Source organism: Lachnoclostridium sp. An14, from assembly GCF_002160755.1.
Classification (GTDB): Bacteria; Bacillota; Clostridia; order Lachnospirales; family Lachnospiraceae; genus Lachnoclostridium_A.
Window position 1 is genome coordinate 77407 of record NZ_NFLE01000002.1, and the last position, 21930, is coordinate 99336.

The following is a 21930-nucleotide window of genomic DNA, read 5'->3' on the forward strand; positions in this document are numbered from 1 at the left end:
TCTCCGGCGGACAGGCCCGGAAAAAGTGTGCGCTTGGCGCACACTCGCGCCGGAGCGCGGCTGCGCCAGCAGCCATCCCCCTCTGCGCGGAGTGCGCATCCTTGCGGAGCATTTTTGTTTAACGGGAAATGCAGTTCCCTGTTAAACAGCGTGCGCATCCCGCCGGAGGCTTTTGTGTCCTGGGAAACGCGATTTCCTACCAGGACACAAAACACAAGCACCAGGCGGGGAGCTCGCTCACCGTTTGGTGCTTGATCATGGGCGGCCGGCTCCTGTCCTATTCTTCCAGGCTGTCTTCTCCGTCCTCTGCTTTTAAGTCCTTCGTCACCTCGTCAATGAGATGGGACATATGGACGCCATACTCGATGGACTGGTCCAGCACAAATGTGATCTCCGGGGTGTTGCGCAGGTTGACCCGGCGGGCCAGCTCCCGGCGCACGTATCCCACGGCGCTCTTTAAGCCCTGGAGGGTGGCCTTGGCGGCCTCCTCATCCCCCAGCACGCTCACATATGCCTTGCAGTACTTTAAATCCGGCGTCACATCCACGGCTACCACCGTGGTCATGGGGTGGATCCTGGGGTCCTTGATTTCCGTGCGGATGATCTCCGACAGCTCTCTCTGAACCTCCATATTGATCCTTGTATTCTTAATACTGTTTTTACGCATCGTCTATCTTCCTCTCCCATCCGGGAGAGCCGGAAACCGCCGCCCGTTTCCGTCAGGCCCTACAAAGCCCGGCAGCGGATCCCGGCGCGGGAAGCTCCTAGCGGGGAACCTCCACCATGGTGTATGCCTCCACCATGTCGTCCTCCTGGATGTCATTGAATTTTTCAAACACAAGACCGCACTCGTAGCCGGTGGCAACTTCCTTCACGTCGTCCTTAAACCGCTTTAAGGATGCCAGGGCGCCGTCGAAGATCTGCTCGCCGTCTCTGGTGATGCGGCAGGAACAGTTTCTCTGGAACTTTCCGTCCATGACGTAGCAGCCGGCGATGGTGCCCACGCCGGACGCCTTGAAGGTCTGGCGGACAATGGCGTGGCCGATGACCTTCTCCTCGAATACGGGGTCTAACATTCCCTTCATGGCCGCCTCTACGTCCTCGATGGCCTGATAAATTACCCGGTACAGGCGCACATCCACCTTCTCCCGGTCGGCGATGGACTTCGCCGTAGCGTCCGGGCGGACGTTAAAGCCGATGATGATGGCGTTGGAGGCAGATGCCAGGGAAACGTCGGACTCGTTGATGGCGCCTACGCCTCCGTGGATCACCTTTACCATCACTTCCTCGTTGGAAAGCTTTACAAGGCTCTGTTTTACTGCCTCTACGGATCCCTGTACGTCGGCCTTGATGATGAGCGGCAGCTCCTTCACGTTTCCGGCCTTGATCTGGCTGAACAGATCGTCCAGGGACAGTTTCATCTTCGTCTCCTCGATGAGCTTGTTCTTGCCCTCGGAGATGAAGGTCTCGGCGAAACTTCTGGCCTCCTTGTCGCTGTCCATGGCCATAAAGATCTCTCCGGCTCCCGGCACGTCGTTTAAGCCCAGGATCTCCACCGGAGTGGACGGGCCCGCCTCTTTCACTCTGCGGCCCTTATCGTCCATCATGGCGCGGACCTTGCCGTGGCAGGGGCCTACGGCGATGTTGTCGCCTACGTGGAGCGTACCTTTCTGTACCAGCACCGTGGCAACCGGGCCTTTGCCCTTGTCAAGCTCGGCCTCGATGACCAGACCTCTCGCCTTGCGGTTCGGGTTGGCCTTTAACTCCTTCACCTCAGCGGTGAGCAGGATCATTTCCAGCAGCTCCGGGATGCCCTCCTTGGTGTGGGCGGAAACGGGCACGCAGATGGTGGTGCCGCCCCAATCCTCCGGAATCAGCTCGTACTCAGACAGCTCCTGTTTTACCCGGTCGATGTTGGCGCTGGGCTTATCGACCTTGTTGATGGCGACGATGATCTCTACGCCAGCGGCCTTCGCGTGGTTGATGGCCTCGATGGTCTGGGGCATTACGCCGTCGTCCGCGGCCACTACCAGGATGGCAATATCTGTGGACTGGGCGCCTCTCATACGCATGGCGGTGAAGGCCTCATGGCCCGGCGTATCCAAGAAGGTGATCCGCTGGCCGTTGATCTCCACCACGTAAGCGCCGATGTGCTGGGTGATGCCGCCGGCCTCCTTCGCCGTCACGTTGGTCTGGCGGATGGCGTCTAACAGGGAGGTCTTACCGTGGTCTACATGGCCCATGACACATACCACAGGAGGTCTGGGAACCATGCCGTCCTCCGGCTCCTCATCCTCTTTCAGGAGCTCGGCAATCACATCCACCTTCTCCTCTTTCTCGCAGAGCACGTCGTACTCTAAGGCGATTTCCTCCGCCTGCTCATAATCAATCTCCTGGTTTAAGGTTACGATCTTGCCCTGAAGGAACAGTTTCTTTACAATGGCGGACGGCTGAAGTTTCATCTTCTCCGCCAGCTCCTTGATGGTCAGGGTCTCCGGGATCACGATGGACTTTACCGTCTCCTCTACCGGTTTCTCCGCCGGTTTCTGGAAGGGGTGCTTGTTGCCCTTTCCGCCCTTGATCGGCATCTCCTCGTCCCGATCCCGCTTGTCAAATTTATCATTTTTATGGTTGTTTTTGTTCTGGCGGTTGCTCTGGGGCTTTGCCTGGATGGGGGTGTCGAAGGAGCCGCCGCTCTTGCCGCTGTCCTTTCTGCCTCCTCCAAAGCCGCCGGTTCTGTTTCCGCCGCCCTGGCGGTTGCCGCCGTCGCGGTTGAATCCGCCGCGGTTTCCTCCATCACGATTGCCTCCGTCGCGGTTAAACCCGCCGCGGTTTCCTCCATCACGATTGCCGCCGTCGCGGTTAAAGCCGCCGCGGTTTCCTCCATCACGATTGCCTCCGTCGCGGTTAAACCCGCCGCGGTTTCCTCCATCGCGATTTCCTCCGTCGCGGTTAAAGCCACCGCGGTTTCCTCCGTCGCGATTTCCTCCGTCACGGTTAAATCCGCCGCGGTTTCCTCCATCACGGCTGCCTCCGTCGCGGTTAAAGCCGCGGTTCTCGCGGTTTCCGTCTCTGCTGTCGCGGTTTCCTCCGTCACGGTTATCCCGGTTAAACCCGCCGCGGCCGTCGCGGCTGCCGCCGTCACGGTTAAAGCCGCGGTTCTCACGGTTTCCGTCTCTGCCGTCGCGGTTTCCTCCGTCGCGGTTAAAGCTGCGGTTCTCGCGGTTTCCGTCTCTGCCGTCACGGTTTCCTCCGTCACGGTTATCCCGGTTGAATCCGCCGCGGCCGTCACGGCCCGTTCTCTCTCCGCCCTGAGCGCCCTCGCCTCTGGCCTGCTGTCCCTGGGGACGGGCCGGCTTGCTGCTCCTCTGCTGGGAATTCTGCGGGCGGAACACCGCCGCGATCTTTTTCTTAGGCGCATCTGCCTTTTTTTCCTCTTTTCCTCCGTCTGCCGGTTTCTCTCCTCCGTTTAAGGATTTTTTCACCAGCGAAACCTGTTCATCCGTCACGTTTGACAAGTTGCTCCTCACCTCCGCATGATTCTTTTGTAATATGTCAAGTACTTCCTTGCTGCTTTTTCCCACTTCCTTGGCCAGGTCAATCACTCTCATACTCACTACCTCCGTTTGCAGTCATCAGTTTCATTATCGCCTTCGAGAGCCCTTCGTCCGTAACCGCGAGGGATGCGCGAAACTGCTTTCCCATCGCGTGGCCAAGCTCTTCCTTTCCGCCGAAATAATAGATCGGGACGTTGTAGTAAGCGCACATATTGGCAAACATCTTTTTCGTGTTGTCCGACGCCTCCGCCGACACGATGACGACGCCAGCCTTCCCCGTCTTTACAGCCTTCTCTGTGGAAAATTCGCCGCTGGCGGTCTTTCCGGCCTTCGTGGCCAGTCCGATCAGATTCAACAGCTTTCTATTGCCGTCCAAATTCTTCCATCTCCTTTTCCAGCCGGTCATACACCTCCGCCGGAACCGCCATCTTAAAGGAACGGTCCAGGCCGCGGCTCTTTTTCGCCTTCCGGAAACAATCCATGGAGCGGCAGAGATAAGCTCCCCGCCCATTTTTCTTGCCGGTGGCGTCCAGCACGATCTCTCCCTCCGTCGTCCGCAGAACACGGAGCATTTCTCTCTTATCCTTCATCTCTCCACAGCCGATACACTGTCTGAGCGGAATCTTCTTTACACTCACTCGATTTCCCTTTCCATCTTACTGATCCTGATAATCGTCCTCGTCCCGGTAGCTGTCGTAGGCGCCGTCGGGATCCTCCTCGTAGGAATCCTCCCCGTAAGCGTCCTCGTCATAGGAATCCATATCCTGGTACTCCTCGTAGCCGCCTTCCTCTCTGTCGTCTAAGCCCAGCTCGTCAAAAAGTCCCATCTCTCTGGCCTGCGTCTCGCTCTTAATGTCGATCTTGTAGCCGGTGAGTCTGGCCGCCAGTCTGGCGTTCTGGCCCTCCTTGCCGATGGCAAGGGAAAGCTGATAGTCGGGAACGATGACCTGGGCCTCCTTCTCCTCCTCGTCAGCCACCACGCAGATGACCTTCGCCGGGGAAAGGGCGTTCTCGATCAGGTAGGCCGGGTTCTCATCCCAGTTGATGATGTCGATCTTCTCGCCGCCCAGCTCATTTACAATACTGCCCACTCTGGCTCCGTTTAACCCGACGCAGGCGCCTACGGGATCCACATTGGCATCGTTGGAGGCAACGGCGATCTTTGTTCTGGAGCCGGCCTCTCTGGCGATGGCCTTGATCTCCACCGTGCCGTCCTTTACCTCGGCGACTTCCTCCTCAAACAGCCGTTTTACCAGATCCGGATGGGTTCTGGAAACGGAAATCCTCGGTCCCTTCGGCGTATCCTTTACCTCCAGGATGTAGACCTTCACACGGTCCGTGGGGTTTAAGACCTCTCCCTTAACCTGCTCGGACTCGTTTAAAATGGCGTCCACGCGGCCCAGGTTGATGCTGATATTGCGGCCCAGGAAACGGGTCACGGTGCCGGTCATGACCTCCTTCTCCATGCTGTAGTATTCCTTATAGAGGACTTTTCTCTCCTCCTCGCGGATCTTCTGAAGGATGACGTTCTTGGCATTCTGAGTGGCGATGCGGCCGAACTCCTTGGACTTGATCGGCACGTGAACGATGTCGCCCAGATCATACTTGGGATCCATCATCTTCGCCTCCGCCAGGCTGATCTGCAGCATGGGATCGCCCTCCTCCGGGTCTAACTGCTCCACAACCTCTTTCTCGGCGTACACAGAGAAATCGCCGGTGGACGGGTTGATATTCACCTTTACGTTGTCCGCCTTGCCAAAGTGGTTCTTGCACGCTGTCAGCAGGGAGTTCTCAATGGCTTCGAGCAGAGTTTCCTTGCTGATGTTCTTCTCTTTTTCCACCTGCTCCAATGCTTCCAACAGTTCCTTATTCATTGTTCTTCATCCTCCTATTTCCTCTTAGAAATCGAATGCCAGCCGGATCAGCGCGATTTCGCCGCGCTCAAACACCAGCTCAGTCCCGTCTTCCTCTATGGTGACTGTATCTTTATCGTATGCCTTCAGCGTTCCGGTAAAGTCCTTTCTCTTATCCCTGGCCCGGTACAGCTTTACGTCCACGTCCTTGCCGATGCTGCGGGCAAAGTCCTTTTCCTTCTTTAAGGGCCTCCCGAGCCCCGGCGAGCTCACCTCCAGGATGTAGCTCTCCGCAATGAAGTCCTCTTTGTCCAGCCAGTCGCTGAGCCGTCTGCTCACCGTCTCGCAGTCGTCCACGGAAAAGCCGCCTTCCTTATCCACGTAAGCCCGCAGATACCAGGTGCCGGCCTCCTTTACCCATTCCACGTCCACCAGCTCAAATTGATGTTCCTCCATAATCGGCTGCAGGAACCGTTCCACCCGCTCCTCATAGCTCTCTCGTCTCGTCATCTCTCCACCACCCTCCGAACCTGCGCGTAAAACCGCGGCCGCACAAAATCCCCTGTGCCTCCGGGACAGATTCGTCTCCATCCCGCCTCCGCGGCAGCCGCCAAAGGCCCGCGGGGACGCGGAGCCTGGCTCTCTGCTTTACGCAAACAAAAGAGTGGGCGTTTACCCACTCTCTACTGTCAGTCTAAGTTATCATACCCAGTATAGCACTCCCATACGGGAAATGCAAGGTTTTTTTCCAGTTTTGTCAGCTTTTATCGGCCTTTTATCCGCTTTCTATCAGCTTTTCCAGGTCAGGGTGACCACCGTGCCCTCGTCGGGACGGCTGTCCAGCTCCACCGCCGCTCCCAGAAACGCGGCCCCGTGCTTGACGATGGAAAGCCCCAGTCCCGTACCGCCGATGGATTTGGAGTGGCTCTTATCCACCCGGTAGAACCGTTCAAACACGCGGCCCTGGTGCTCCTTCGCGATGCCGATGCCGGTGTCCGCCACCACCAGCTGGGTCCCCTTCCGGTCCCGTTTCACCCGGACGATCACCGTGCCGTTTTCCCGATTGTACTTTACCGCGTTGTCGCACAGGTTGTAGATCACCTCGTCCAGGATCATCCGCACCCCGCCGATCTTTACGTGTTCTCCCAAAAGCTGGAGGTTCAGGTGCTTTTTCCTCGCCGGCTCCTCCAGCCGGCCAAGCACCTCCTCCGCCATCTCATAGAGGTCGATCTCCTCCTTGTCGTAGGGGATTCCCCCCTCGTCCAGCTGGGAAATTTTAATGATGTCGTTTACCAGCACAATCAGGCGCTGGGACTCCTCAAAGATCTTTCCCGCAAAACCCGGGATGTCCTCCGGCTTTACGATGCCGTTCTGGATGATCTCGGCAAAGCCGGAAATGGAGGTCAGAGGGGTTTTTAACTCGTGGGATACATTGGCGGTAAATTCCCGCCGCAGCCGCTCCTTCATGTCCTCAAATTCCCGCTGCTGTTTCTGGGCCTCCAGCACCTGCTTGACGATGGTCTCCTTCTGGTGGGTGATTTTCCGGATCAGGGGGGCGATTTCCTCGTACACATCCCCCTCCTTCACCTCCTCCAGGTCCAGGCGGTTGATGGGCTCCACGATCTTTCCCGAGGCCCGCATGGCGAAAAACGCCGCCATCAGCACCATGAAAAGGCTCACGGCGCACATGGGATAGAGAAGGTTGGCAAAGACGGTGAACACGTGGTATTCGCTCCCGGCCAGCCGCAGCACCTGGCCGCTTTCCAGCCTCTTAGCGTAGTAGAGGGTGGGCTCCTCCAGGGAGTGGGACCGTCTGGACGCCTCCCCCTCGCCCGTGGCAAGGGCCTCCCGGATCTCCTCCCGGTTCCCATGATTTTCCATGACGGAAGGATCCGCCTGGTTGTCATAGAGCACCGTTCCGTCCGGATCCACCAGGGTGATCCTCTTTTCCGTCTGCTCCAGTTTTCTTAAATACTCCGCCCCGTCCGCCTCCACGCCGGGAGCCAGGTACACGGCCTCGTCCCTCAGCTCGCTCCTCTGCTGCACATTTACGTATCCGTAAACCACCCCCAGGGTGATGATCAGAATGGCCGCCAGCACGGCCACGCTCACACAAAGGATCGAGCGGAATATCCGTTTTGTCACTTCTCTGTTCCTCCTATTTTATAGCCCATTCCCCGGACGGTCTCAATGAGCTGCCCGGCGCTCCCCAGCTTTTGCCGCAGAGTCTTTACGTGGACGTCCACCGTCCGGCTTTCCCCGTCCGCCAGGTATCCCCAGACGGAGCTTAGGAGCTGACTCCTGGTACAGACCCGGTCCGGCTGGCTCACAAGGGCCAGGAGCAGCTCAAATTCCTTGGACGTGAGGACGACGGTCTCCCCGTCCACCGTCACCCGGCGGCTCTCCGGGTACACCTGGATGCTCCCGCATTGGTAGATCTCGCCCTTTTTCTCCGCGGTGCGGCGCATGACTGCCCGGATTCTGGCCAACAGCTCCATCATGCCGAAGGGCTTGGGGATGTAGTCGTCCGCCCCGCTGTCTAAGCCCAGCACGGTGTCGTACTCGCTCCCTCTGGCCGTGAGCATGATCACCGGCAGCCTGGAAAGCCCCGGCGTCCCTTTCAGTTTTTTCAGCACAGAGAGGCCGTCCGTCTCCGGCAGCATAATGTCCAAAAGCACCAGCTCCGGCGTCCGTTTTTCCAACGCTTTAAAAAAGGCGGACGGGCGCTCAAAGCCCTCCGCCTCCATCCCCTGGCTGGTGAGGGTATACGCCACCAGCTCCCGGATGCTGCTGTCATCCTCCACGATGTAAATCATAGCTTCGTCCTTTCAGCCTAGCCCTATTTTACAAAATCCTCACGTTTTTGACCAGCCCCGTATCGAAAAATTCCGTCCACTCACACACGTTGACGGCGTGGTCGCCGATCCGCTCCAGGTATTTGGCGATCATCAGCAGGTCTACCACCTTGTCGGACTCCGTGGCGTCCTCCTTCAGCATTCTGGCTACCTCCTGCTTCACCCGGTTAAAGAGGCCGTCGATGATGTCATCCCGGCTCTCCATGGAATGGGCCAGCTCCACGTCCTTTTTCACAAAGGCGTCAATGGACTCCCGCAGCATGGTTTTCACATTTTCCACCATCTCCGGCAGATACCCCACCATGGCCTCCGCGTCCTTCTGATCCAGACGCAGGGCCAGCTCCGCGATGTCCACGGCGTGATCCCCGATCCGCTCCAGGTCCGTCACCACCTTGAGGGCCATGGAAATGTGGCGCAGATCCCTCGCCACCGGCTGCTGGCGGAGCATCAGGGACAGGCACTGGGACTCGATCTCCTTTTCCATCCGGTCCACTTCCCCGTCGCCGCGGATGATTTTCTGAAGGGCCTCCCTGTCGTTGTTCCGGAAGGCCTCAAACGTCCTCTCGATCACCCGCTCCACCTTCGTTCCCATATCTGTGAGCGCGTCGTTTAAATTCTCCAGCTCCTGTTCAAATGAAATCCTCAATGTCATGGCTCCCTCCATCAACCGAACCGTCCGGTCACATAGTCCTCTGTCTGTTTTTTCTTCGGATGGGAGAACAGCTCCTCCGTCTCCCCGTACTCGATCACCTCTCCCACCAGGAAGAAGGCGGTGTAGTCCGCGATTCTGGTGGCCTGCTGCATATTGTGGGTCACGATGATTACCGTGTATTTCTCCTTTAAGCTGTCCATCAGATCCTCAATCTTTAAGGTAGAAATGGGATCCAGGGCGGAGGTGGGCTCATCCATGAGGATCACCTCCGGCTCCACCGCCAGAGCCCTGGCGATACACAGCCTCTGCTGCTGGCCTCCGGAAAGGCCGAGAGCCGACTTTTTCAGGCGGTCGTGCACCTCGTCCCAGAGGGCGGCTCCCCGCAGGGAGCGCTCCACGATCTCATCCAACTGGGCCTTGTTCTTCATGCCGTGGATTCTCGGCCCGTAGGCCACGTTGTCGTAAATGCTCATGGGAAAGGGATTCGGCTGCTGGAACACCATGCCGATCTTCTTTCTCAAAAGGGTGGTATCCACCTTCGGATCGTAAATGTCCTCTCCGTCCAGCAGCACCGTTCCCTCGATCTTTACGTTCGGTACCAAATCGTTCATCCTGTTTAAGGTCTTTAAATACGTGGATTTTCCGCATCCGGACGGGCCGATAAACGCGGTGATCTTGTTGGCGTAAAGGTCCAGATCAATGTTTTTCAGCGCGTGGTTGGCGCCGTAGTATAAGTTTAAATTCCTGGTGGAAATTTTTACATCCATGAAAATTCTCCTTTATCTGTGATACCAGGGTCAAAAGGTCAGAAATCCGATGCAAGCTTGCCTGCAAGAGGATTTTTGACCCCAACATCTTATCTGTGTGATCCCGTCTCCCAGTCACTGTTTCGCCGTGCCGAATTTTTTCGTCACGAAACGGGCCAGCAGGTTAATCCCCAGCACGATGACAAGCAGCACCACCGCGATCCCGAAGGCCTGGTCGTATTTCGCCTTCTGCATGGACAGGTAGAGCTGGATGGTCAGCGTTCCACTGGACTCAAACAGCTTGGAAAACAGATTCCTGGGCAGCCTGAAATCACTGCCTGCCGTAAAGAGCAGGGCGGCGGACTCTCCCACGATACGCCCCACGGAAAGAATGATGCCGGTGAGGATGCCGGGGGCCGCGCTGGGCAGCAGGATGGTGCGGATCATATACCACTTGGTGGCCCCGATTCCCAGAGCGCCGGAGCGGTAGCTGTCCGGAACGGTGCGAAGGGCCTCCTGGGTGTTTCTGGTGATCAGGGGCAGCACCATCAGCGTCAGGGTAAAGGAACCGGTGAGCACGGAATAGCTTAAGCCAAGCACCTTTCCAAACACCACCATTCCAAACAGTCCAAAGATAATGGACGGGATGCCGGAGAGGATCTCCGTGGTAAACTCAATGCTTCGCACCAGCCGTCCCGGTTTAGCGTACTCGTTTAAGTAAATGGCGGAACCCACGCCCACAGGCACGGCGATCATCAGGGTGATGACGATGATGTAAAGGGTGTTGACAATGTTTCCCAGGATGCCGAAGGTCCCTTTGATGGAACTCTGCACCGTGGATAAAAACTCCCAGCTCACCTGGGGAATCCCGCGGACGAACACGTAAACCATGATCCCCGCCAGAATGGCGATGGCGATGGCCGCCGCCAGATAGATCAGTCCCTTTAAAATCTGGTCGGAAATCCGGACCTTTTTATTGTAAATGCTGGTCTCCCTCCCCACCCGGGGGCAGGCACCTCCAATCAGGTCATCAGTCATTTTTTGCCTCTCCTTTCTTAAACAAACGGGTCAGGCCCACGTTGATGGCCATGATAAACACAAACAGCACCAGTCCAATGGTAAACAGCACCTGACGGTGCAGTCCCTCCGCGTAGGACATCTCCGCCACAATGGCTGTGGTCAGGAAACGGACGGAGTTGAAGGGCAGCGGAATGTTCACCGAGCTGCCGGATACCAGGGTGATGGCCATGGCCTCGCCGATGGCTCTGCCGCAGCCCAGCACGATGGCCGCCATAATGCCGGATTTTGCCGCCGGGACGATGACCCGGAAAATGGTCTGGATGTGGGTGGCTCCCAGGGCCAGGGACGCGCTCTTTAAGTGAGCGGGCACCGACCGCAGGGCCGACTCGCTGATGTTCACCACTGTGGGCAGAATCATCAGGGCCAGCACCAGCACCGCGGAAATTAAGTTCGCGCCGCCGGAATACTGGTGGGTGGCGGAACCCTCAAAAATCTTAATCTCCAGCTTATACATCAGGGGATTTAAGATCAGCACCCCCAAAAGCCCGTAAATCACCGACGGGATACCAGCCAAAAGCTCTACCGCCGGACGCACCGCCGCCGCCAGTTTCGGCGGGGCCACCTCCGCCAGGAAAATAGCCGTAAACAGGCCGATGGGAACTCCGATCACAATGGCCATCAGCGTACCGGCCACGGAAGTCAGAATAACGTACAAAATGCCGAAGGACGCGGGATCCGACGCCGGTTTCCACACAGTGCCGAACAGAATATCCGCGATACCCACCTGCATCAGGGCCGGAGCGCCGCTTATGATCATGTATCCGGTGATGGAAACCACCGCCAGCACTGCCAGCAGGCCGCAGGCGGTGAAAATGAACTCCGCCCCTTTCTCCGCAGCCGACCGGTTCCTGCTGTTTCCGATAATTGAAATGACCTTATTATTCATGCCTTTCTTCCTCTCTCTGCGGCAGCCCCGCTGCCGTTTGCTGCCTGCTGTCCGTCCCAGGCGGACAGACCGCTACGGCAGATAAAACGGGAGCATGACACGCCACGCCCCCGTTGTCTCTCCTGCCTGTACCGGGCTTTACTCTACAGTGATCAGGCCTACGCTCTTTACTAACTCCTGGCCCTCAGCAGAGTAGATGTAGTCAAACAGTCCCTGCACCAGCTCGCTCTGCTCGCTGATCTCGCCGTTGGTAGCCATTACGAAGGGACGGCTTAAGAAGTAGCTGCCATCCTTGATGTTGGCCTCGTTGGCCTCCACGCCCTCCAGGGTGAATGCCTTTACAGTGTCGTCCAGCACGTCCAGGGAAACGTATCCGATGGCTCCGGGAGTGGACGCCACTCTGGCCATCACCGCTCCGGTGGAATCCAGCTCGTTGGCGTACTGGCACTGATCCTCGATCTCCAGGATCTCCTCAAAGGCTCCTCTGGTACCGGATCCGGCCTCTCTGCCTACCACCACGATGGGAAGGCTCTCGCCGCCAAGGTCGCTCCAGTTGGTCACCTGGCCGGTGTAGATCTGAACCAGCTGCTCCTTGGTCAAGTCTGCCACGGAGTTGTTGGTGTCGGTCACTACGGCGATTCCGTCGATGGCCACGATGTTCTCCACAGCGCCTTTGGATTTCTCATCATCCGTTAAGTTTCTGGAGGAGTTTCCGATGTCGCTCTGTCCGCTTAACACGGCCTCAACGCCGGCGGAAGAACCGGTGAACTCTGCCTGCACCTTCACATCCGGATGGAGCTCCATAAAGGTCTCCGCCACAGCGTTTGCCAGCTTTTCCATGGAGGTGGAGCCCGCCATGGTGATGGAGCCGCTCAGCTCCGCGCCAGCCTCTGCCGCGGTGGTCTCCTCCGCGCTCTCCTCGTCCGCGGCTGCGCTCTCCGTCGCCGCTGCCGTGGTAGCCGCGGTGGTCTCCGTCTCACTCTGTCCGCAAGCAGCCATACCAAATGCCATCATTCCTGCCAGTAACACAAATCCTGCTTTTTTCATAATTGTTTTCTCTCCTTTGATTGATCGCGTTTTACTGTGAAAGCCCCGGATGGCGACGATGTAGATGTACGCGCTCACGCGCACAGATATATCAGCATCAGACAGGCTTTCATAATTTTTGATGACCGCGTTAGCGGCCATGTCCGTTTTGTGTCATGGAAATCTGTGTCTCCTATGATCCAAAACCTCCGGCGGGATGTTCACTTTTTATGTTGTTTCCCGCTTATGGGTCTAAGTATAAAAAAGAAACGTAAAATCTGTTATCACAATTCTGTTAAATCTGAGTAAAATGTGCTACAATGGTTTTGTCCGCCGGTTCCGGGAGGAGTGCGGGCCCCTTTTCGCGGGCCTGTACGGCTGGTGTCTAAGCTCAACCTTGATTATCCCTTAGAAACACGCAGCCGCCGGAGGGCATTTTTTTGTAAAATCCATCAAATTCTGAGTGGCGCGGCTGAACGGTTTCCTTTTTTGTCCACACCAACCCGCCCTGTCCCACATATCATAAAGTATCCCGGAGCAATATCCACAGCAAGGAGGTACCTTATGACACCGTTTCTTGACGTTTCCGGGGTCAGTTTCTCCTACCATACCATGGAGGGGGAAACAAAGGCCCTTTCCCATATATCCTTTACCGTTGAAAATGGAGAATTCATCGCCGTGGTCGGCCCGTCCGGCTGCGGAAAATCCACCCTCCTCACCCTGCTCTGCGGACTGGCGGAGCCGGAGGAGGGCACTGTCCTGCTAAACGGCCTTCCCGTCTCCCAGGATCACAGCCGCATCGGCTATATGTTTCAGCGGGACTGCCTGTTAGAATGGCGCTCCGTCCTCTCAAACGTCTCCCTGGGGCTGGAAATCCAGCGCCGTCTCACCCCGGAGGCCAAAAAAGAGCTGCTTTCCATGCTGGAAACCTACGGCCTGGGCGATTTCGTAAACTCCCGCCCCTCGGAACTGTCCGGCGGGATGCGCCAGCGGGCGGCCCTGATCCGCACCCTGGCCCTGAAACCGGATCTTCTCCTGTTAGACGAACCCTTTTCCGCCCTGGACTACCAGACCAGGCTTTCCGTCTGCGACGACATCAGCTCCATCCTCCGGGCCAGCAAAAAGACGGCCATCCTGGTCACCCACGACCTGTCAGAGGCCATCAGCGCGGCGGACCGCGTCCTGGTCCTCTCCTCCCGCCCAGGGCGCCTGAAGGCAGAGATCCCCCTATCCTTCTCCGGCGAAACCCGCCCCATCCACCGGCGGAATATGCCGGAATTTTCTTCTTATTTCAATCTTGTGTGGAAGGAGCTGAAATCTGATGACAAACATAACTCCTGAGGGGCGGCTCACCACCTCCTCCCTCTCCCCCGCCCAGGCCGCCTACCTGGCCAGGGAACGGTTTCACCGCAAACGGGTCTCCGTCCTGCGGACCATGCTCTTTATCCTCCTTCTGGCCCTGTGGGAGCTGGGCGCGGAGACGGGGGCCATCGACGACTTTATCTTCAGCTCCCCGTCCCGGGTTGTCCTCTGTTTCCTCTCCATGGCGGAAAACGGGGCCATCCTCCATCACATCGGGGTGACATTATATGAGACGGCTCTGAGCTTTTTCCTGGTGGTGGTCCTCAGCCTCCTTCTGGCCGTCCTCCTATGGAGCAGCCGCAGCATTTCCCAGGTGCTGGAGCCCTACCTGGTCATGCTCAACAGCCTGCCAAAGTCCGCCCTGGCCCCCCTCCTCATCGTCTGGCTGGGGGCAAACCTGCGGACCATCGTGGTGGCCGCCGTGTCCGTGGCCGTATTCGGCTCCGTCATGACCCTGTACACCAGCTTTACCCAGACGGACCGGGAGCTGATCCGCCTGATCCGCTCCCTGGGCGGAGGAAAGAAGGACGTCCTGGTGAAAATCCTTCTTCCCGCCTCCGTCCCCGTGATCATCAGCAGCATGAAGGTGAGCATCGGCCTCTGCCTGGTGGGCGTCATCATCGGCGAATTCCTGGCCGCCCGCGCCGGCTTAGGCTACCTGATCATCTACGGCCAGCAGACCTTTGCCATGGACGAAGTCGTCCTCTCCATCGCCATCCTCTGCGTGATCTCCGCCCTGTTTTATAAAGGGATTTCACTTCTGGAGAAACGGGTCAGCCCCAGCCGGTAAACAGGAGTATGGGCGCGTCTGGACGCGGCCGCAGGAATGGGGAAACGCCCTCTCCTGCGGCGCAACCATTGTCTTTTGCGCGGAGTGTGTCCCCCGCCGGAGGCGTTTATGTCGTAGGGGCGCAGTTTCCTATAACAGAAGCAAACGGCCCGCCATCCGCGTCTGCCTAGCAGACCGGACGGCGGGCCGAACCCCTTTGTCCCTATTCTTTTCCGTAATAAATCAGCATACTGATCCAGGCCACCGTCTCCCCTGTATTTTTATAGGAGTGGTCCTGGTCCGCCCGAAACCGCAGGGAATCCCCCGCCGCCAGGCAAAACACTTCCTCCCCGGCCCGGATCTCCACCTCCCCCGCAAACACGGTGAGGTACTCCTCCGTACCCGCCATATGGGGCTGGGCCGCCAATTCCCCTCCCGCCCCGATCTCAATGCGGTACGTCTCAAACAGCCGGTCATCCCGGAAGGGAAAGGCCGGATAATTGCGGTATTTCCCGTCCGCCTCCGTCAGCGGCTCCACCTCGTCCCCTCGAATCAGCAGGGAACTGCCGGCCCGGTCATCCACCAGAGAGGTAAAGGACACCTTATATCCGTTGGCAATCTTCCAGAGAACGGAAATTGTCGGGTTCACATCCCCCTTCTCAATCTGCGCCAGCATACTGCGGGATACCCCCGTCTGCCTGGCGGCGGCGTCCAGCGTCAGCTTTCGTCTCTCCCGTATTTCCTTGATGTTGTTTCCAATTACTTTCTGCAAATCCATAAGCGCCCTCTGTTGACATTATATTAGATTAATAGTACAATATAAGAGAAATTTTATATCAAATCATTACTTATTTCAAGGAGGTATCCGCATATGTTTCCCTGGGTAAACTTTCTCTCTTATGCCGTCATCACAGCTGCCACTCCCGGCCCCAACAACCTTATGTCTCTGTCCAACGCCGGCAGAATGGGCTTTTCCAAAGCCTTTCCCTTCAACCTCGGCATTGGAGTGGGCTTTTCCGCTGTCTCCCTGGCCTGCGCCTTCTTCTGCGGCGCTCTCACCAGCCTCATTCCCAGGCTGAAATTTCCCATGCTGGTCATTGGCGCGGCCTATATGCTCCGGCTCGCCTGGAAAACCATGAAAAGCCCTGCCGTGACGGAAGAAACCCACGCTCCTGCCGGTTTCCTTTCCGGTCTGGCCCTCCAGTTTATCAATCCCAAGATCTACATCTACTGCATCGTCTCCATGGAAACCTATATTCTTCCGTTTTATCAGGGAAACTGGGGAGCTCTGGCCCTTTTCGCCCTGCTGCTGGCCCTGATCGGTTTCTCCTTTACGGTGTGCTGGGCCGCTTTCGGCTCCGTATTTCAGCTGCTCTTTTCCAAATACGCCAGGATCACCAACCCTGTCATGGCCCTGCTGCTGGTATACTGCGCCCTCTCCCTGTTCCGGTAGGCCGGTTTCCTACCGTTTCCCATCCGCCGGGAACACAATCCCGATCTGTCTCCTGGCCTCGTCCAGAATCTTCATCTCCAGGGCCGACATCCCGAGAGCCCGGCGGTAATCCGCCGCCTGCACATCCCCCGCCGCGATCCAGCGGGCCGCCTGTAGGATCTCATACTCCAGGTTCCACCCGTTGTCCTCCTCAAACACCGTTTCCCTCTCTCCGCTCCGGTAGCAGATTTCCACCTTTCCCGGCCGGGAGACACCGGAAAACACCATGGTGCCGTCCTCACCCTGGATCTCACACCCGATTTTTCCCGTGGCAATTTTAGAATAAGAAAGCTCCGCCTCCATCCCCGGATAAAGGCCTAACACCAGGCCGGCGCCGTCCGCTCCGCTCTCCAAAAACAGTCCGTGGGCCATCAGGCCCTCCGGCTCTCCAAAAAGCTCTGCCATCATCCGCACGCAGTAAACCCCGATGTCCATAAGCGCCCCGTTGGAAAGCTCCGGCTTAAAGGCGTTCTCCACGATGCCCCGGCGGAAATTGTCATACCGGGAGGAATACTGGCAGTACCGCAGAGAGGCCCGGCGCACCGTCCCCAGCTTTGGAAGGGCATTCCGGATGGCCTCCATGGCCGGATCATAGGCATGGCGCACCGCCTCCACCAAAAACACTCCATGTTCGTCCGCCGTCCGCTCCAGGATGTTCCACTCCTCCAGGTTCGACACCGCCGGTTTTTCCACAATCACGTGCTTTCCCGCCTCCAGCGCCATCCTGGCCTGCTCAAAATGGCAGCAGTTGGGGCTGGCGATGTAAATACAGTCTGCCAGAGGAGAGGAAACCAGCTCCTCCAGGCTGCAGCAGCTCCCCGCCGCCCCCCGTTTGGCCGCGAATTCCGCCGCCTTTTCCCCGCTTCTGGAATAGACGATTCCCAGCTCCACGCCCTCGCAGCTCTCCACCGCGTCCAGAAAGTGCTCCACAATATTCCCTGTTCCAATGGTACCGATTTTTAAGGTCATCCTGTCTCCTCCCTCTTTCTGCGTCAAAACGCCCCTGGGCCCCCTCTCCTCCAGGCTCCTGCCCGGAGGGAGAGCAAAACGGCCCAGGGGCGTTCCCTCCTATTTCCCGGCGTTTTCCGCCGTCTGTTTCCTCTCTTATTTACGCTGAAAGCCCCGAATGGCGGCGATATAGTTGTGCGTGCTCGCACGCACAACTATATCGGCATCAGACGGGCAAGACGGTATGAGAAAGTAGGGCGGCAGCCCGGATTTCGAATACCGTCGGCAGATGGCGGGAACGCCGTAGGCGTGGAGCCATCTGGCTTTCATGATTCGTGATGACCGCGTCAGCGGTCATGTCCGCTTGCTCTGAAAGCCCCGGATGGCGGCGATATAGTTGTGCGTGCTCGCACGCACAACTATATCGGCATCAGACGGGCAAGACGGTATGAGAAAGGAGGGCGATAGCCCGGATTTCGAATACCGTCGGCAGATGGCGGGAACGCCGTAGGCGTGGAGCCATCTGGCTTTCATGATTCGCGATGACCGCGTTAGCGGTCATGTCCGCTTGATGAGCAGGGACGTTCCTGTCATCTCTTTCGGCTGCTCCATACCCATAAGCTCAATCAGGGTGGGCGCAATGTCTGCCAGGCAGCCGCCCTCTCTCAGCTTGTAAGACGGGTCGGCGTTCACCAGGATGAACGGCACCGGGTTGGTGGTGTGTGCCGTCCAGGGCTCGCCGGTGCCGTAGTCCACCAGCTGCTCCGCGTTTCCGTGGTCCGCGCAGATAAACAGCACGCCGTTCACTTCCTTGATGGCGTCCACCGTTTTGCCTACGCAGGCATCCACGGTCTCGATGGCCTTGATGGCCGCATTCTCCACGCCGGTGTGTCCCACCATATCCGGGTTCGCGAAGTTGATGATGATCACGTCGTATTTTCCGGACTTGATCGCCTCCACCAGTTTCTCACAAACCTCCGGAGCGCTCATCTCCGGCTGCAGATCGTAGGTGGCCACCTTCGGGGACTTCACCAGGATGCGGTCCTCGCCGGGGTTCGGCTCCTCCACGCCGCCGTTGAAGAAGAAGGTCACGTGGGCATATTTCTCCGTCTCCGCGATTCTCGCCTGTTTCAGCCCATTGGCTGCCAGGAACTCACCGAAGGTATTGGTAATGGTCTGCTTGTGGAAGGCCACCAGCTTGTTTCCAATGGTCTCATCGTAATCCGTAAAGCAGACATAGGTCACATCCAGCCGGCGGTCACGGGCAAAGCCGCTGAATTCATCGTCGCAGAAGGCTCTGGTGATCTCTCTTGCCCGGTCCGGACGGAAGTTGTAGAAAATAATGGAATCCTTGTCCTGGATGGTAGCTACCGGCTTTCCGTCCTTCACCACGCAGAAGGGAACCACAAACTCGTCCGTCTTCTCGTCGTCGTAGGATGCCTGAATTCCGCCGGTGGCGGACTCCGCCGTGCCGCCCTCGCCCAGGGTCATGCAGCGGTACGCCTTCTCCACCCGATCCCAACGATTGTCACGGTCCATGGCGTAGTAGCGTCCCATCACGGAGGCCACCTGGCCTACGCCGATCTCCGCCATCTTCGCCTCCAGCTCTGCCACGAAATCCTTTCCGGATGCCGGTGGAGTGTCACGGCCGTCTAAGAAACAGTGTACATACACCTTCTCCAGGCCGTTTCTCTTGGCCAGCTCCAGCAGGCCGTAAATGTGGGTGTTGTGGCTGTGTACGCCGCCGTCGGACACCAGTCCATAAAGGTGAAGGGCAGAGCCATTCTCCTTGCAGCTCTTCACCGCCGCCAGGAACGCCTCGTTCTCAAAGAAATCCCCGTCCTGAATGGACTTGGTGATTCTGGTCAGCTCCTGGTATACGATTCTTCCGGCTCCCATGTTCAGATGGCCCACCTCAGAGTTTCCCATCTGTCCATCGGGAAGACCTACCGCCATGCCGCTGGCATTTCCCTTCACAAAGGGGCACTGGCTCATCAGCTGGGTCATCACCGGAGTCTTTGCCTCGCACACTGCGTTGTGCTCACAATTATCATTTAATCCATACCCGTCCAGTATCATCAGTACTACCGGTCTCTTATCCATGATACATTTCTCCTTCCATGTAGCTGCATTCCGCGGCCGGCAGACACACCGCCTGCTCCCGCCGCCGGTACCGGAGCCGTCCGGACTGCCTCGGCACCACTTCCCGTGCCGCGCCCATCCCCGCTCCGCAATCACGGCAGACGCGTTGAAACGCCTGCCGCAAACACATTCCTCCGGCCACAGGCCATCCGGAACTTCCTGTTCTGGTTTCTATTTTCCGCTTTTTCGCGGATCCGATCCCACTTAATTACCGATGTTGGGGTCAAAAGGTATTTTGACCCCTTTGATACCGGATTGCTCCGCACTACGTGCTCCCGCAATCCTCAAAACATTCATAATCCGCTCATTTTTCTACGAAAAATGGCTGCTTATTCATGTTTTGGCGGGTCCCACGGTCAAAAATCCTCTTGCAAGCAAGCTTGCATCGGATTTCCGACCCTTTGACCCTGGTATCAATTACTTATTGTAGCAAACGATCTTGCCGAAATCCGGCTTTAAGGACGCGCCGCCTACCAGGCCGCCGTCGATGTCCTCCATGGCGAACAGCTCTGCCGCGTTGCCCGCGTTTACAGAACCGCCGTACTGGATGCGGATCTCCGCTGCCGTAGCGTCATCGTAAATCTCAGCGATGCACTGACGGATGCCCTTGCAGACTTCCTCTGCCTGCTGGGAGGTAGCCGTCTTGCCCGTTCCGATAGCCCAGATGGGCTCGTAAGCGATCACCAGGTTCTTCGCCTGATCTGCCGTCACGTTCTGAAGGCCGATCTTCACCTGCTGGCGGATGAAGTCCATGGTGATGCCCTGCTCTCTCTGCTCTAAGGACTCGCCGCAGCACATAATGGGGGTGATGCCGTGCTCAATGGCCTTTAACACCTTCTTATTGATGTCCGCGTCCGTCTCCTTAAAGTAGTCACGTCTCTCGGAGTGGCCCAGGATCACGTACTTTACGCCGGCGTCTACCAGCATCTTCGGAGCGATCTCGCCGGTGTAGGCGCCGCTCTCCTCAAAGTACATATTCTCCGCTGCCACCGCGATGTTGGTGCCCTTGCAGGCCTCCACTACCGGCACGATGTCAATGGCCGGCACGCCGAATACCACGTCCACATCCTCATTCTGTACCAGGGGCTTTAAGGTCTCAACCAGGGCAACCGCCTCGCTGGGAGTCATGTTCATTTTCCAGTTGCCCGCAATAATCTTTCTTCTTGCCATGATTCGTTACCTCATTTTCTATTTTTCATCTGAGCGGCCGCTCTCCGCAGCCGCCCCAAGTAAATACCGATTAGCGATTGTCCGCGCAGGCCACGCCCGGAAGCTCCTTACCCTCTAAGAACTCCAGGGAAGCGCCGCCGCCGGTGGAGATGTGGGTCATCTTGTCCGCGAAACCGAGACGTTTCACAGCGTTTACGGAATCTCCGCCGCCGATTACCGTGGTTGCGTCCTCAAGGGCCGCAACGGCGCGGCAGATCTCCAGAGTACCCTCCGCGAAGTTGGCAAACTCAAACACGCCCATCGGTCCGTTCCATACAACGGTCTTGGCGCCCTCAAGAGCCTTCTTGTAGTTCTCGATGGTCTTCGGTCCGATGTCAAAGCCAGACCAGCCGGCCTCTAACACGTCCACAACCTTCTTCTCCGTGTCATTGGAGAACTCTTTGCCCTCTACGTGGTCAACGGGAAGGAGCAGGTTTACGCCCTTCTCCTGGGCCTTCTTCACCATCTCTAAGGCGTAGTCTAACTTGTCCTCCTCGCACAGGGAGTTTCCGATCTCCTGACCCTGAGCCTTTAAGAAGGTGTAAGCCATGCCGCCGCCGATGATCAGGGTGTCAACCTTGTCTAACAGGTTGTTGATTACATTGATTTTGTCGGAAACCTTCGCTCCGCCAAGGATGGCTACGAACGGGCGAACCGGGTTCTCCACAGCCTGTCCTAAGAACTTGATCTCCTTCTCCATTAAGTAGCCTACCACCGTCTCTGCGGCGTACTTGGAAACGCCTACGTTGGAGCAGTGAGAACGATGAGCCGTTCCGAAGGCGTCGTTTACGAAAATGCCGTTGTCGCAGAGAGCTGCCAGCTCCTTCGCGTAATCCTCCGCCTTCTCGTCCTTGCCGTACTTGGTCTCCTCGATTCTGTAACGGGTGTTCTGAAGGAGCAGAACCTCGCCGTCAGCCAGCTCCGCAGCCATCTTCTGGGTATCCGGGCCGGTTACCTTGGGATCGTCAGCGAACTTTACAGTTACGCCCAGTCTCTCGCTCAGAGCCGGAGCTACGGGAGCTAAGGACATCTCAGGAAGGGGCTCGCCCTTCGGCTTTCCAAGATGGGAGCACAGGATCACCTTCGCGCCCTGGTCTAAGAGCTTTTTGATGGTGGGGATGGCGCCGTCGATCCGGTTGTAGTTCTGGATCACGCCCTCCTTTAACGGTACGTTGAAGTCGCAGCGAACCAGGACCTTCTTGCCCTGTAAATCTTTCAGATCGTCAACTGTCTTTTTGTTTAACATGGTTATTCTCCTTTCACGGCTTTCGCCCTGCTGTTCTCTGTGGATGCCCGCCCCGCCGGAGCTGAGCCGCGCCGGCGGCCAGTTTCCTCTTGGAAAAACGCGCATCC

21 protein-coding genes are annotated in these 21930 nt (G+C 57.6%); 3 read left to right on the forward strand and 18 right to left on the reverse strand.

Annotation, left to right across the window (positions count from 1 at the left end; genetic code table 11):
• Positions 1 to 277: 277 nt before the first annotated feature.
• The 13 genes from rbfA to B5E84_RS01975 form a co-directional block, all read right to left on the reverse strand.
• Positions 278 to 667: a 30S ribosome-binding factor RbfA gene (gene rbfA, locus B5E84_RS01915; protein ID WP_087218418.1), complete on the reverse strand. Its 390-nt coding sequence runs from the start codon at positions 665 to 667 to the stop codon at positions 278 to 280.
• 97 nt (positions 668 to 764) lie between these two features.
• The gene (infB, locus tag B5E84_RS01920) at positions 765 to 3611 is read right to left on the reverse strand and encodes a translation initiation factor IF-2 (RefSeq protein WP_087218421.1); all 2847 of its coding nucleotides are present in this window, start codon (positions 3609 to 3611) and stop codon (positions 765 to 767) included.
• Positions 3598 to 3933 carry a L7Ae/L30e/S12e/Gadd45 family ribosomal protein gene (locus tag B5E84_RS01925; protein ID WP_087218424.1) on the reverse strand — a complete coding sequence of 112 codons (336 nt, stop codon included), beginning with the start codon at positions 3931 to 3933 and terminating at the stop codon, positions 3598 to 3600. Before B5E84_RS01925 ends, infB begins: the two co-directional genes overlap by 14 nt.
• Positions 3920 to 4195, reverse strand: coding sequence for an RNase P modulator RnpM (rnpM, locus tag B5E84_RS01930; protein WP_087218427.1), 276 nt, complete (start codon positions 4193 to 4195; stop codon positions 3920 to 3922). The genes B5E84_RS01925 and rnpM overlap by 14 nt, the downstream gene beginning before the upstream one ends.
• 18 nt (positions 4196 to 4213) lie before the next feature.
• Positions 4214 to 5431 (reverse strand): transcription termination factor NusA, encoded by a 1218-nt coding sequence (nusA, locus tag B5E84_RS01935; protein WP_087218430.1) that lies wholly within the window; start codon positions 5429 to 5431, stop codon positions 4214 to 4216.
• A 24-nt stretch (positions 5432 to 5455) separates the two neighbouring features.
• A complete protein-coding gene (locus tag B5E84_RS01940) occupies positions 5456 to 5920 on the reverse strand; it encodes a ribosome maturation factor RimP (RefSeq protein ID WP_087218433.1) in 465 nt (154 codons plus the stop codon).
• Between the two features lie 279 nt (positions 5921 to 6199).
• On the reverse strand, positions 6200 to 7555 hold the full coding sequence (locus B5E84_RS01945) for a sensor histidine kinase (protein WP_087218436.1): 1356 nt from the start codon (positions 7553 to 7555) through the stop codon (positions 6200 to 6202).
• Positions 7552 to 8226: a response regulator transcription factor gene (locus tag B5E84_RS01950; protein ID WP_087218439.1), complete on the reverse strand. Its 675-nt coding sequence runs from the start codon at positions 8224 to 8226 to the stop codon at positions 7552 to 7554. Before B5E84_RS01950 ends, B5E84_RS01945 begins: the two co-directional genes overlap by 4 nt.
• Positions 8227 to 8254: 28 nt before the next feature.
• A complete protein-coding gene (phoU, locus tag B5E84_RS01955) occupies positions 8255 to 8917 on the reverse strand; it encodes a phosphate signaling complex protein PhoU (protein WP_087218718.1) in 663 nt (220 codons plus the stop codon).
• Between the two features lie 11 nt (positions 8918 to 8928).
• The gene (gene pstB / locus B5E84_RS01960) at positions 8929 to 9684 is read right to left on the reverse strand and encodes a phosphate ABC transporter ATP-binding protein PstB (RefSeq protein ID WP_087218442.1); all 756 of its coding nucleotides are present in this window, start codon (positions 9682 to 9684) and stop codon (positions 8929 to 8931) included.
• A 114-nt stretch (positions 9685 to 9798) separates the two neighbouring features.
• Complete coding sequence (gene pstA / locus B5E84_RS01965; protein WP_087218446.1) at positions 9799 to 10701, reverse strand: phosphate ABC transporter permease PstA; 903 nt, start codon at positions 10699 to 10701, stop codon at positions 9799 to 9801.
• Complete coding sequence (gene pstC / locus B5E84_RS01970; RefSeq protein WP_087218450.1) at positions 10694 to 11629, reverse strand: phosphate ABC transporter permease subunit PstC; 936 nt, start codon at positions 11627 to 11629, stop codon at positions 10694 to 10696. Before pstC ends, pstA begins: the two co-directional genes overlap by 8 nt.
• A 138-nt stretch (positions 11630 to 11767) precedes the next feature.
• Positions 11768 to 12676 (reverse strand): phosphate ABC transporter substrate-binding protein, encoded by a 909-nt coding sequence (locus tag B5E84_RS01975; protein WP_087218723.1) that lies wholly within the window; start codon positions 12674 to 12676, stop codon positions 11768 to 11770.
• Between the two features lie 543 nt (positions 12677 to 13219).
• Here B5E84_RS01975 and B5E84_RS01980 point away from each other — a divergent pair.
• Positions 13220 to 13996, forward strand: a complete 777-nt coding sequence (locus tag B5E84_RS01980) for an ABC transporter ATP-binding protein (RefSeq protein WP_087218453.1) — start codon at positions 13220 to 13222, stop codon at positions 13994 to 13996.
• Positions 13977 to 14807: an ABC transporter permease gene (locus B5E84_RS01985; RefSeq protein ID WP_087218456.1), complete on the forward strand. Its 831-nt coding sequence runs from the start codon at positions 13977 to 13979 to the stop codon at positions 14805 to 14807. The genes B5E84_RS01980 and B5E84_RS01985 overlap by 20 nt, the downstream gene beginning before the upstream one ends.
• 202 nt (positions 14808 to 15009) lie before the next feature.
• Here B5E84_RS01985 and B5E84_RS01990 read toward each other — a convergent pair whose 3' ends face one another.
• Positions 15010 to 15564, reverse strand: a complete 555-nt coding sequence (locus B5E84_RS01990) for a helix-turn-helix domain-containing protein (RefSeq protein WP_087218459.1) — start codon at positions 15562 to 15564, stop codon at positions 15010 to 15012.
• Positions 15565 to 15657: 93 nt separating this feature from the next.
• Here B5E84_RS01990 and B5E84_RS01995 point away from each other — a divergent pair, with 93 nt between their 5' ends.
• On the forward strand, positions 15658 to 16239 hold the full coding sequence (locus tag B5E84_RS01995; protein WP_087218463.1) for a LysE family transporter: 582 nt from the start codon (positions 15658 to 15660) through the stop codon (positions 16237 to 16239).
• A 9-nt stretch (positions 16240 to 16248) separates the two neighbouring features.
• Here the strand turns inward: B5E84_RS01995 and B5E84_RS02000 are convergent, their stop codons facing one another.
• The 4 genes from B5E84_RS02000 to B5E84_RS02015 form a co-directional block, all read right to left on the reverse strand.
• Positions 16249 to 17247 carry a Gfo/Idh/MocA family protein gene (locus B5E84_RS02000; RefSeq protein WP_087218466.1) on the reverse strand — a complete coding sequence of 333 codons (999 nt, stop codon included), beginning with the start codon at positions 17245 to 17247 and terminating at the stop codon, positions 16249 to 16251.
• Between the two features lie 537 nt (positions 17248 to 17784).
• Complete coding sequence (gpmI, locus tag B5E84_RS02005) at positions 17785 to 19329, reverse strand: 2,3-bisphosphoglycerate-independent phosphoglycerate mutase (protein ID WP_087218469.1); 1545 nt, start codon at positions 19327 to 19329, stop codon at positions 17785 to 17787.
• Between the two features lie 456 nt (positions 19330 to 19785).
• Entirely contained in the window at positions 19786 to 20538 is a 753-nt protein-coding gene (gene tpiA, locus B5E84_RS02010) for a triose-phosphate isomerase (RefSeq protein ID WP_087218472.1), read from the reverse strand.
• 70 nt (positions 20539 to 20608) lie between these two features.
• Positions 20609 to 21823, reverse strand: coding sequence for a phosphoglycerate kinase (locus B5E84_RS02015; protein WP_087218475.1), 1215 nt, complete (start codon positions 21821 to 21823; stop codon positions 20609 to 20611).
• Positions 21824 to 21930: the final 107 nt, after the last annotated feature.